The following is a 12,159-nucleotide window of genomic DNA, read 5'->3' on the forward strand; positions in this document are numbered from 1 at the left end:
TGACCGACCGTTAACCATAGTGCGCGGCCCCGTGCCGTCGCAGGGCGGCCACGCTCGCGGAAATTCACTCCTCCCGAGAGACCTCCGCTTCCGCCTCGGCTGCGGCGATCACGGCGAGCTGCTGCTGCACGTCGCAGAGCCACGCGAAATTCGCCTCGGACCCATCCTCGGCAAGAGCCCGCTCGGCTTGGTGAAGTTCGCTATGTAGCGCGCCCGTCTGCCGGTGCAAGATCACGGCCTGATGCAGGGTATGTTCCAGACGCTGAGGGTCGGCGTGCGGATCGAGCATCCAGCGGTCGCCGGGATTGACCAGGGCGAGGAGCCGGGCGCTCGCCTCCTCCAGTCCCGCCCGGCGCAGGCGGGCCGCCATCAGTTCCGGTGCGCTCGCCTCGGCCTCCGCGGCGCGGTCGAGCAGGAGGGCGCGCAAGGCCGCCGCGTCCGGGTTGACGAGTTCGAGGGCCGCGAGCGCCTCCTCCTCGATCCCGACGAGTTCGGGATGCGCCAGCAGGCTCGCGATGATCATCGCCTCGCGCTTGGCTGCGCGCCCGCCCTGCGCCGGCCCCGGCCCCGCCGCCTTGAGCAGGGGGTTGAAGCCAGTGACGATCCGCGGCGAGGGCGGCGGGTCGCCCGGCCGCGGCCGACGCTGGAACGGCGCGGCGCGCGGCGCGCGCGGTCCCGGGGCATAGCCGCCCTCCGTTCGGTCGGGCCGTCCCGAAAGCCCGCGCAGACGCCCCTCGATCTCGTCGCGGTAGAAGCGCCGCACGGTCTCGTCGCGGATGCCGGCGACCGCCTCGCGGAGCGTCTTGGCGAGGCCCGCCCGGCGCTCGGGCGTGTCGAGGGCGCCGGCCTCGGTCTCGCGGGCCCACAGCACGTCGACGAGGGGCCGGGCCCCGCTCAGCACCGCGTCGATCGCGCCGGCGCCGCCCGAACGGGCGAGGTCGTCCGGGTCCTGGCCCTCGGGCAGCATGGCGACGCGCAGGGATTTTCCCGGCTCCAGCATCGGCAGGGCCACGTCGAGCGCGCGGAAGGCGGCGCGCTGCCCGGCCCCGTCGCCGTCGAAGCACAGGATCGGCTCGTCGGCGTGGCGCCAGAGCAGGGCGAGCTGGTCCTCGGTCAGCGCCGTGCCGAGCGGCGCCACCGTCTCGGGAAAGCCCGCCAGCGTCATGGCGATGACGTCGACATAGCCCTCCACCGCGACGATGCGGGCGCGCTCATGGGCCGCCTTGCGGGCCCGGTCGAGGTTGTAGAGCATCCGCCCCTTGTGGAAGAGCGGGGTCTCCGGCGAGTTCATGTACTTCGCCTTGGCCTCGGCCTGCATCGCCCGGCCGCCGAAGGCGACGACCCGCCCGCGGACGTCGCGGATCGGAAACATCACCCGGTCGCGGAACTTGTCGTAGGGTACGGCGACGCCCTCGGCGGTGGCGAGCAGCCCCAGTTCCAGCATCGTGTCGCGCTCGACGCCCTTGGCGGCGAGGTGATCGCGCAGGCCGTAGCGCTCGCCCCGGGCATAGCCCAGCCGGAACGCCGTGCGCGTGGTCTCGCCCAGACCCCGCCGGTCGAGATAGGCCCTGGCCTCCGCCCCGCCGGGGGCCAGCAGCTGCGCCTCGAAATAGAGCGCGGCCATCTCCATGATCTCGAGCGCCCCCACGCGGCGTGCTTCGGCCTGCTCGCTCTCGGCGCTCATTTTCGGCAGCCCGACGCCGGCCTCGCTCGCCAGCCGCTCGACCGCTTCGGGGAAGCTGACGCCCTCGGTCTCCATCAGGAAGGTGAAGATGTCGCCGTGCTTGCCGGACGAGAAGCAATGGTAGAACTGCTTCTGGTCGTTCACGTAGAAGCTCGGCGACTTCTCCGCGTTGAACGGCGACAGGCCGCGCCACTCGCGCCCCGCCTTCTTCAGCCGCACCCGCCGTCCGACCACGTCGGAGGCCGGGAGACGGACGCGGATCTCTTCGAGGATATGGGGCGGGTAGCGCACGGGGTTCTTTTCGATGCAGCCGCGGATGCCGGGCCTCCGGCCTCGGCCTGCATCCTAGCGCGGGTGGCCTAACGGAGTCTCACGCCCGCCTTGGAGCCTTCCCGGCCCGGACGCGTTGGCCGGCCGATGACCGATTCAGCCCGATCGTCCCGCGGCCTCACCCGCCGCCCGCTCCTCGGCCTCGCCCTGCTGGCGCCCGTCGCGGCCCAAGCCGGGGAGGGGCTCGCCTCCGTCCTCGCGCCGGGCGCGCGGGTCGAGACGCTCTACGGGGAGGGGGCATGGTGCGAGGGGCCGGTCTGGGTCCCGGCGCTGAACAGCCTCGTCTTCAGCGATGTGCGGCGCAACCGGATGCTGCGCCTCCCCGAGGGCGGCCGCCCGGAGGTGTTTCGCGCGCCCTCGGCGAACGCCAACGGCAACACCCTGGACCGCGAGGGTCGGCTCGTCACCTGCGAGCACCGCACCGGCCAGGTGGTGCGCCGGGAGGGGGATGGCCGCCTGACGGTGCTGGCCGAGCGCTTCGAGGGCCGCCGGCTGAATTCGCCCAACGACGTCGTCGTGGCCCGCGACGGCGCGGTCTGGTTCACGGACCCGACCTTCGGCATCGTGAGTGCCGAGGAGGGCGAACCGCGCCCCTCCGAGCAGGCGGGCAGCTTCGTCTACCGGTGCGATCCGGACGGGGGCCTCGCGATCGTCACGCGCGCGTTCCGGCAGCCCAACGGGCTGGCCTTCTCCCCCGACGAGCGCCGTCTCTACGTCAGTGAGGCCGGGGCGGCGCTCGACGCGACGGTGCCCCGGGAGATCCGCGCTTTCGACGTGGCGGACGGGCGCCTCACCGGAGAGCGCGTCTTCGCCCGGATCGAGAGCGGGGTGCCGGACGGAATCCGGGTCGACACCGAGGGCCGGGTCTATTGCGGGGCCGGCGAGGGCGTGCGGATCTGGAACCCCGATGGCGCCTTCCTGGGCCTCATCCCCACCGAGGGGCCCTGCGCCAACATCGCCTTCGGCGGCCCGGACGGGCGCCGCCTCTACATCTGCGCCGGTCCCCGCGTGCTGGCGGTCGAGACCCGCATGCGCGGCGCCGGCCTGCACGGTTGAGGACCCTCATGACACGCATCGGGCGCCGCGCGCTTCTCCGCGGCACGGCAGGCGTTCTCGCGGTTCGGGCGTCGGGCCTGCGGCCGGCCCGGGCGCAGCCCGCGACCGCCCCTCCGGTCGGCAGCTTCGAGCTGGTTGTCGCCGCCCAGGCGCCGACGACGCCGACCGGCCTGACGGTCTCGCGCGGCGGCCGGATGTTCCTGTTCATGCCACGCTTCGACGGGCGCACCGCCTTCACCGCGGGCGAGCTGTTCCCGGACGGGCGCGTCGTGCCCTATCCGAGCGCGGCGGCGAACCGCCCCGACCCGGCGCGGGCGGGCGAGACCCTATTCCACGTCCCCAACGGGTTGATCGACGGGCAGGGCCGCCTCTGGCTGCTCGATGCCGGCCTGATGGCCGCGTCCGGCGTGCCGGTGCCGGGGGCGGCGAAACTCGTCTGCATCGACCTCGCGACGAACGCGCCCGTCCGCACGATCCCCCTGCAGGACGCGATCACCGACCAATCCTCGCTGAACGACCTGCGGATCGATCTCCGTCCGGGTCACGAGGCGGTCTTCCTCACCGACCAGGGCCAGGCGGGCGAGGGCGCCCTCATCGCCGTCGATCTCGCCAGCGGCCGGGCAGTGCGGCGTCTCGCCGGTCACCCGAGCACGACCTCCGTCGCCGGGACCCTGAAGATCGTCGAGGGTCAGGTGCTGATGAAGCGCCCGGGCGACGGTTCCGCGCGCCCGATCCAGGGGGGAGCCAACGGTGTCGCGCTCAGCCCCGACGGACGACGCCTCACTTACGCGCCGCTGATGAGCCGGCGCCTCTACACGGTCGAGACCGCGGCCCTGCGCGATCCCGCCCAGGACGACGCCGCCGTCGCCGCCACGGTGCAGGACCTCGGCGAGAAGGGCCTGACCGGCGGCCTCATCGCCGATTCCCGCGACCGGATTTACCTCAGCCTTCAGGAGTTCAACGCGATCGCCCGGCGCGATCCGGACGGGCGGATCGAGGTGCTCGCCACCGATCCGCGCCTGATCTGGCCGGACACGTTCTGGATCACCCCGGACGGCTGGCTCTACGTCTCGTCGGCGCAGGCCAACCGCCGCGCGGAGCATCAGGGCGGCTTCAGCCGCGAAACGCCGCCCTACGCGATCTTCCGCATGCGGATCGATGCCGGGCCGGCGTGACGCGGTGGCCCGATCGCTTGGCCCGATCACTTGGCCCGATCACTTGGCCTTACTTCCCGGCGAGCGCGTCCTTTACGAGCCCGCTGGCGCGGCCGAAATCCATGCGGCCGGCATATTTGCCCTTCAGGGCCGCGATCACCTTGCCCATGTCCTTCGGGCCGGCGGCTGCGGTCTCGGCGATGGCGCCGGCGATGGCCGCTCGGGTCTCGGCCTCATCCATCTGCTGGGGCAGGAAGGCCTGGATGATCTGGACCTCGGCGCGCTCGGTCTCGGCGAGCTCGGGCCGGCCGCCCTGCTCGTAGACGCCCGCGGCTTCCTGACGCTGCTTGATCATCTTCTGGAGGAGCGCGAGGATCTCCTCGTCGCTGGCCGGGTCCTTGCCGAGGCCACGGGACTCGATGTCCTTGTCCTTCACCGCCGCCTGAATCATGCGCACGGTCGAGAGCTTCTGCTTCTCGCCGGCCTTCATGGCGTCCTTCATCTCGGCGGTGATGCGCTCGCGCAGCATGGTGGTCGGTCTCCAGACGTGTCGAGGCGCGGGTCTCGTGCGCGTCCAGGGCGCATTGTGCGCGCATGATCGCGCGCCCAGATTGACCCCGGCGCGGCCGGCTCGCTATGAGCCCGCCCAACTCCCGCTTTTCCCGCGGCCCCGTTCTCGGGCGGCGCGAGGCGGCGGACATAAGCCGGATCGGACCCATGCTGCAAGACGAACCCGCGACCCTGCGTGCCGATCCCGCAGGCCCCGTCCCCGAGCCCAAGCACCCGGAGCCCTGGAGCGAGCCCCGCGTCACGGCGCTCCTCGTGCTCGCCGACGGCACCGTGCTCGAAGGCTTCGGCATCGGCCAGACCGGTGCGGCCGACGGCGAGGTCTGCTTCAACACCGCCATGACGGGTTACCAGGAAATCCTGACGGATCCGTCCTATGCCGGGCAGATCGTCACCTTCACCTTCCCGCATATCGGCAATGTCGGCACCAACGACGAGGATCTGGAGAGCCTGGAGCAGGCCCCGGCCTCCGGCGTACGCGGCGCGGTGATCGCGTCCGCCGTCACCCGGCCCTCGAACTGGCGCTCCTCCTCGCATCTCGACGGCTGGCTGAAAGCCCGCGGGATCGTCGGCATCACCGGCATCGACACCCGCGCGCTCACCGCCCTGATCCGCGACCACGGCATGCCCAACGCCGTCATCGCCAACGATCCCGAAGGCCGGTTCGACCGGGACGCCCTGAAGGCCCGGGCCGCGGCGCTCGCCCCGATGGAGGGGCTCGACCTCGTGCCGCCGGTGACCTCAAGGGCGCCGTCGGCCTGGACCGAGACCGTCTGGGCGGTGAAGGGCGGCTACGGCTCCCGGGCGCCGGGTGCCGGGCTCAAGGTGGTCGCGATCGATTACGGCGTGAAGCGCAACATCCTGCGCCTGCTGGCCGAGGCCGGCTGCGACGTGACGGTGGTGCCGGCCACGACGAGCGCCGAGGCCATCATGGCGATGAACCCCGACGGGGTGTTCCTCTCCAACGGCCCCGGCGATCCGGCCGCGACCGGGCACTATGCCGTGCCGGTCATCCGCCAACTCCTCGACGAGCGGGTGCCGACCTTCGGCATCTGCCTCGGCCACCAGCTCATGGGCCTCGCGCTCGGCGGGCGCACGGTGAAGATGGGCCAGGGCCATCATGGCGCGAACCATCCGGTGAAGGACCACACCACCGGCAAGGTCGAGATCGTGTCGATGAATCACGGCTTCGCGGTCGACCCGACGAGCCTGCCCGAGACCGCGGTCGAGACTCATGTGTCGCTGTTCGACGGCTCGAATTGCGGCCTTTCCCTGACCGACCGTCCGGCCTTCTCGGTGCAGCACCACCCGGAGGCCTCGCCCGGCCCGCGCGACAGCCACTACCTGTTCGAGCGCTTCGTGACCCTGATGCGCGAGAACCGGCGGGAGGCCGCGCAGACCCGCTGACACCGGGCGCGCCGCCCGTCGCGGCGGAGCCCGGCCGAGCGCCGCGCGGATCCTCGTGCGGCGCCAAGCCTTGCCTTAACCGGCGAAATGCCCACCTTCGGCCCATGCTCGACGAGGACGCCCCGCGACCGCCCCCGACCGCCCTCGCCGACGGATCGGAGGCCGAGGACGTGCCCTTCGGGGCGCTGCAGGCCTGCGTCGGCATCCGCGACTGGCTCCTGGGGGAGGGGGCGCGGCTCCCCAAGGCCGACGATTTGCTGGCGGGCTTGGCCCAGCGTCTCGACGCCATCGGCGTGCCGATCGACCGCGCGACGACGGCGATCGACACCCTGCATTCGGAATATTCCGGGGTCGGGCGCCGCTGGACCCGCGAGGAGGGATCGAGCGTCCGCCTGTTCCCCCACGGCGAGGCCTCCGAGAAGGCCTATCGCGAGAGCCCGTTCTACACGGTCCACGAGAGCGGCGAATGGCTCGTCCTCGATCTCGGCAGGACGCCGGACGATTGCTACGCGGTCATCCCGGAGCTGAAGGCCGCCGGCTACACCCATTACATCGTCGCGCCGCTGATCTTCACCAACGGCACCCGCAACGGCATCACCTTCGCGACGCGCGCCCTCGAGGGGTTTCGCGACGAGGACATCGCCATCCTGCGCTTCGTCATGCCGACGCTCGCCGCCGTGATGGAGATGCGCCTCCTCAACAAGCAACTCGACACGGTGCTGCGCATCTATGTCGGCGACGAGCCGCACCGGGCGATCCTGTCCGGCGACATCCGCCGGGGACAGGTGCGGCGCATCCGCTCGGCGATCCTGTTCGCCGACATGCGCGACTACACCCGCCTCTCTGCCGACCTGAAGCCCGAGGGCGCGGTCGATCTCCTCAACGCCTTCTTCGACTGCCTCGTGCCGCCGATCGAGCGGGAGGGCGGCGAGGTGTTGAAGTATCTGGGCGACGGCCTGCTCGCGATCTTCCGGGAGACCGGCGACGACCTCGGCGGGGCGGCCAAGAGCGCGGTGACGGCCGCCGAGGCGGCGCTGGCGGCGCTGGCCGAGGCCAACGCGGTCGGGCGCTTCGGCGCCAAGGCGGTGGCGGCCGGCATCGCGCTCCACCACGGCGAGGCGGCCTACGGCAATGTCGGCTCGGGCACCCGGCTCGACTTTACGGTGATCGGCCGCGACGTGAACCTCGCGAGCCGGCTGGCGCGGCTGAACCGTACGCTGGGCGAGCCGCTGCTGATGTCCAAGCCGTTCGTGGACTTCCTGTGGGGCGATCCCGAGCCGCTCGGCATCCATGCCCTCGACGGGTTCGCCGAGCCGATGGCGGTGTTCCGGCCCGGCCGCAGGGTCCGGCCGCTGGCCAAGACGGGTTAGAGACGGAAGCAGGAACCCGCATCTCGACTTGCCTACCCGGCCAGCTTAATGCCGCTGCCGGGACCATGGACATCGAGCCGCGCCAACGCGCACGCGACCACTGTTGGCGAAGGGCGGGCCGCGTGCATGGCCCGTGATGTGCAGTTCGTTTGCGATGCTGTGTTGATCCGCGGCGGGGATCACACCGTTTAGCATTCGAAGTCATAACGCGTAGAGTCGTGAGAGTTCAAAGTGCATTCGACGAGGCGCGTGGGCGGGGATGGCAGAGGTGGGGGCCCAGCAGCCTACGTGTCGAGCTCGCTTCGGCATGGAAGCGCGTTCGACGACGGCTGAAAGAGTCAAGATTTGATTCCAATCACATTTATGCGTTGAGGGTAGTGTCAATGTCTCGTGTTCCCAATGAGTTATGGCGAGGAGAGGTGGTAATACTCAGAACGAATAAAATGACAGAAGTGGAAATTTCGCTTGCAAACCAGATAAAGCTTGCACCAAATTCCCGGTTTGTAATATTTGCAGACGAGAGGGATGGTGCCATAGCGAGCGAATCTTTTGAAAAAATTAGTTTCATAAAATCAAATGCAGAGAAAATGGGCCTTATCTATGAGTATGATACGCCATGGCGCTGCGGTGACTATGCTTTTTATATTGTGAGGGGTCATTTTCCGATGGCAAGTCAGTTTTGGCTCATTGAGCCTGATGTATATATTCACTCTGATGAACCAGAAAATTTCTTTAAAAAATTCTCTCACTGTGAAAATATCGACATGATATCCGCGCGCTACTCGAGGGCCAGCGAGCACTGGGCATGGTATAAGTATATGGCTTTTTATCATAGTGTTATATACACGATGATGTTTCCGGTTGTGCGACTCTCCGGTCGCGCCGTTGATTATCTGTTTCGTCGCCGTATTGCGCTAGGGCGTTGCTATGCAGAAAGAAAGTCCGCCAACGTCAGCAATATCGAAGTTCTATGGCCAAATGATGAAAGTTTTGTCGCGACCGAATTATCGAATGCAAACTTTGTATGCATGGATATGAATGATATCGGATCTCCCAGTTATTTGCATGAATACTTCGGATTTCAAAAGCCTGTGATACCAGCGATGCTGCCAGAAAATGCAGGTGATCTTGTGTGCCATCCTTTTGTGCATGGCGACAAGTTGTACGCTCAAGCGACAGTGTATGTCATGAGAATCTTGGAGAGCGGAGTGCCGTGGTCGGAGAGCGATAAAAATTATGTTGCGCGCCTATTAAACCAGATTATCAAAGAGCAACCAGAAAATGCAGAGAATTTTCGGTCCCTCCTGGAAGCTTCGGGATGGACGGAGTAATTTCGATCGAGATCAAAGCCAGTTGATGCCACTGGATGTTTGGTCCCGGCATATGGTGGAGTGGGTTTCCCTTGAAGCGGCTCGGCTCGGCTCGGCGGACCACGCCTTGCAAAGGGCTTCGTAGGGCGTGAGACCGCACAGGGTCTTGCGGCGGCGGGCAAAATTTTAGGCGCTGACGAAGTCGGCCAGATGGGTGCGGAGTTGCGCGTGGCTGTCGTAGTGGTAGCGCTTGACCGTCGCGTCCTTGATCGTGGGATTCATTCGCTCAACTTGACCGTTGGTCCACGGGTGTCGCGGCTTGATCGGGCGATGGTCGATATCGTTGCAGGCGCAGGGGGACTCGAAGCTGTGAGCTCAGGGGAATCGCATTTGAGGATTTTGATGTAGCGCCTTCGTGGGGTTTGGGCTTTTGCGACGCCTTCGGAGAGCGTCGGATGCGCGGCCTGATCACGATCCGGGGTTCGGTTCCCGATCCACGCACCGGCAATGCCCGCCGTCACGACCTTCTGGAGGTGGTGACGCTCGCGCTGGTGGCCTCGATCTGCGGCTGCCACACCTGCGGGGACATGGCCGACTTCGCCGAGGATCGCGGGGCGCTGTTCCGGGAGTTCCTGCGCCTGGAGCACGGTCTGCCGAGCCTTGACACGTTCTCGCGCCTGTTCCGTCTGATCGATCCCGAGGCATTGTCTGCGGCGTTCGGCAGCTTCCTGGATGCGCTCGGTGCAGACGGGCGCGGGGTCGTGGCCATCGACGGCAACACGCTGCGTCGCTCCTTCGACCGTGCTGCGGGCACAAGCGCGCTGCATGTCGCCACCGCGTTCGCCACGGACACCACGTTGGTGATCGGCCAGAAGGCGGTGGCGGCCGGCAGCAACGAGATCGTCGCCGGCCGGGCCCTTCTCGACCTCCTGAGCCTGGAGGGCACGCTCGTCACGGCGGACGCGATCCACGGCCAGAGCGAGACGGCCGCGACCGTGCTGGCGCGCGGGGGTGATTATCTGCTCGCGCTCAAGGGCAACCGCCCGGCCCTGCATGCGGACGTCATGGCGTTCTTCGCCGGCCCACCGGCCGACAGCCTGATCTGGCACGAGACGAGCGATGCCGATCACGGCCGCATCGAGATCCGCCGCCATGCGGTCACGCAGAGCGTCGACTGGCCGTTCTCCGACCGGCGCTATGCCGGCGAGCCGCACATGCCGGGACTCGCAAGCCTCGCCATGGTCGCGAGCACGGTGGACCGAGACGGCAAGACCGCAACCGCCACGCGCTACGATCTCTCCTCGGCACGCCTCACGCCCGAGCGCTTCGCCGAGGCCGTGCGCGCCCACTGGCCATCGAGAACACCCTCCACTGGGTCCTCGACACCGCCTTCGACGAAGATCGCGCACGCACCCGCAAGGATCACGGCGCGCACGACCTCGCCACCCTCCGCAAGCTCGCCCTCAACGTCCTCAAAACGGCCCGCCCGGACCTCTCCATCCGACGAAAGCGAAACCGCGCCGGATGGTCCGACGCCTTCGCAAGATCCATCATCGCTCGAATGCGATTGCCCTGGCCGAGAGGCCGGAGGCGCTTGCCAAGTCCGGGCTTGCCGTCTAAGACCCCCCCTCGATCCGCCGAACCCGAATCTTCGGACGGCTCCAGCGTCGCCGCAATAGCTCAGCTGGTAGAGCACCTCATTCGTAATGAGGGGGTCGGGGGTTCGAATCCCTCTTGCGGCACCACTAACCTCTTCAACGATCGTTGTTTCTCAGCAGCGACTTACGGGCCGGTGCGCTCTTCGACCCGCGGTCGATCTTCGCCTTTCTCCTCCCGTATGTTGCGCTCCTGTGTCCGCTTTTGTGCCACCCGTTCGATCTCCTCGTGGAGGTCGTTCGTACGAAGGTGCGCGTAACGGCTGCTCATCTGGAGCGTGGTGTGGCCGAGGATACGACTCAACCTGTAAAGGTCGCCTCCATCCTGGACCCACCATGACGCGAAGGTGTGTCTCAGATCGTGGAAGTGAAGGTCATTGATCCCCGCTCGGCGGCACGCACCTTCGAACGCCTTCTTCGGGTTGCCGATGCGCGTACCGTCCGGCTTGCAGAAGAGATAGCTTGAGCGTGGCCGCGAGCGTCGTTCCAGAAGCTCCCGCACCGTTTCGAACGCGCGGGCGGAAAGTGGGACCCTCCTGGGTGTGCTCGACTTCGTGTCTTCGAGGTGAGCCTCGCGTCTCCGAAGGTCGAGGCTTCCGAGGGTCAGGCCGAGGAGTTCCGCCTTGCGCATGCCCGTCTCGACGGCCAGCACAAGGATCGGTCTGAGATCATCGGAAGCGGCCACGTACAGCCGGTCGAACTCCTCGCGCGTCAAGAAGCGTGTCCGCGGGCGACTCAGCTTCAGGGCACGCTTGTTGAACGCTGTGACCGGTGATGTGTCCGCCCAACCCCAACGGATCGCGGTCGTGAACACCGAGCCCAGAACCGCGAGGTCTCGCCGGATCGTGGCATCGGTCACGCCGGTTCGCTTCCGAATCGCTACAAACTCGGCGAGCGAGCGGTGGTCGATCTCGTCGAGATGGAAGCTACCGAGCAGCCGAGTGAGCGTCCTGACGTTGAAGCGGTAGCCGTCGATCGTTCCCTTCTTGAGGGCTGACTCGTCGAGGAACCGGTCCATGGCCTCGGTCAGAAGGTGCCGTGGCCGCACCTCGCCCCGAGCAGCTTGGGCGTGCTCCTCCATGAGCTTCGCCAGGAACGCCTGGGCCTCCGCCTTCTTGCTCGTCTTCGCCGATCGGCGGACGTGCACCCCACCCAACCGGAAGCGTACCCACCAGACGTCGCCGCGGCGATAGACCCCTGCCACCCAATACCCCCGTGATGATCGTCAGCATGAGGGTCGAGCGAACCACGGATCGAGGAACGCGCAAGCGTTTGCTCGACGGTGCGGGCGCCGCCGCCCGCGAGGCTTGCCGCCCGTTCGGTGCCGTGATCGCTCATCGGGCCCGCAGATGGCTCAGAGCGGCCTCAGGACGGTCATCCGATCGTCGAGAGCAAGGCGGGCAGATCGTGGGAGAGCCCGCCCGCGGCGGTCGTGCGACGATACTGGACGGTGGTCACGAGCGTCCGTCGATCGCCCAGTATCACCGTAGAGCGATCAGGGCGGCCGTACTTGGCGAGCGCACTGAACGTCGTGAAGGAGCGAAGTACGATCGGGGAGAATCAGGACGATCGTCGAGTAATGGTTCGCGGGCGAGGCTCGGAGGTAGAGGACGGCGCGGCGAGGCG

At 67.7% G+C, this 12,159-nt stretch carries 8 protein-coding genes, 1 tRNA gene and 2 pseudogenes; 7 read left to right on the forward strand and 4 right to left on the reverse strand.

What is annotated here, in order from left to right:
• Positions 1–64: 64 nt before the first annotated feature.
• Positions 65–1,975 carry a DNA primase gene (gene dnaG / locus LW587_RS18990; protein WP_232631159.1) on the reverse strand — a complete coding sequence of 637 codons (1,911 nt, stop codon included), beginning with the start codon at positions 1,973–1,975 and terminating at the stop codon, positions 65–67.
• A gap of 126 nt (positions 1,976–2,101) precedes the next feature.
• On the opposite strand from dnaG, the gene LW587_RS18995 reads away from it, so the two are divergent.
• Positions 2,102–3,070 (forward strand): SMP-30/gluconolactonase/LRE family protein, encoded by a 969-nt coding sequence (locus LW587_RS18995; RefSeq protein ID WP_232631160.1) that lies wholly within the window; start codon positions 2,102–2,104, stop codon positions 3,068–3,070.
• 8 nt (positions 3,071–3,078) lie between these two features.
• Positions 3,079–4,245, forward strand: a complete 1,167-nt coding sequence (locus LW587_RS19000; RefSeq protein WP_232631161.1) for a major royal jelly family protein — start codon at positions 3,079–3,081, stop codon at positions 4,243–4,245.
• Positions 4,246–4,294: 49 nt separating this feature from the next.
• Here the strand turns inward: LW587_RS19000 and LW587_RS19005 are convergent, their stop codons facing one another.
• Positions 4,295–4,753, reverse strand: a complete 459-nt coding sequence (locus LW587_RS19005; RefSeq protein ID WP_232631162.1) for a GatB/YqeY domain-containing protein — start codon at positions 4,751–4,753, stop codon at positions 4,295–4,297.
• 188 nt (positions 4,754–4,941) lie between these two features.
• Here LW587_RS19005 and carA point away from each other — a divergent pair, with 188 nt between their 5' ends.
• The 3 genes from carA to LW587_RS19020 all read left to right on the forward strand — a co-directional run bounded on the left by carA (position 4,942) and on the right by LW587_RS19020 (position 8,899).
• Entirely contained in the window at positions 4,942–6,198 is a 1,257-nt protein-coding gene (gene carA, locus LW587_RS19010; RefSeq protein WP_232631163.1) for a glutamine-hydrolyzing carbamoyl-phosphate synthase small subunit, read from the forward strand.
• A gap of 104 nt (positions 6,199–6,302) precedes the next feature.
• Positions 6,303–7,568 (forward strand): adenylate/guanylate cyclase domain-containing protein, encoded by a 1,266-nt coding sequence (locus LW587_RS19015; protein ID WP_232631164.1) that lies wholly within the window; start codon positions 6,303–6,305, stop codon positions 7,566–7,568.
• A gap of 443 nt (positions 7,569–8,011) precedes the next feature.
• Positions 8,012–8,899 carry a hypothetical protein gene (locus LW587_RS19020; protein ID WP_232631165.1) on the forward strand — a complete coding sequence of 296 codons (888 nt, stop codon included), beginning with the start codon at positions 8,012–8,014 and terminating at the stop codon, positions 8,897–8,899.
• Positions 8,900–8,936: 37 nt separating this feature from the next.
• Here the strand turns inward: LW587_RS19020 and LW587_RS19025 are convergent.
• Positions 8,937–9,250, reverse strand: a pseudogene (locus LW587_RS19025) (integrase core domain-containing protein); the annotation flags it as partial.
• 83 nt (positions 9,251–9,333) lie between these two features.
• Between LW587_RS19025 and LW587_RS19030 the strand changes: the two are divergent.
• Positions 9,334–10,445, forward strand: a pseudogene (locus LW587_RS19030) (ISAs1 family transposase); the annotation flags it as partial.
• Between the two features lie 102 nt (positions 10,446–10,547).
• Positions 10,548–10,623 (forward strand) — tRNA-Thr (locus LW587_RS19035).
• Between the two features lie 37 nt (positions 10,624–10,660).
• Here LW587_RS19035 and LW587_RS19040 read toward each other — a convergent pair.
• Positions 10,661–11,737, reverse strand: coding sequence for a tyrosine-type recombinase/integrase (locus LW587_RS19040; RefSeq protein WP_232631166.1), 1,077 nt, complete (start codon positions 11,735–11,737; stop codon positions 10,661–10,663).
• Positions 11,738–12,159 lie beyond the last annotated feature (422 nt).

It is taken from the genome of Methylobacterium sp. Leaf118 (assembly GCF_920984675.1).
In the GTDB taxonomy this organism is placed as follows: domain Bacteria; phylum Pseudomonadota; class Alphaproteobacteria; order Rhizobiales; family Beijerinckiaceae; genus Methylobacterium.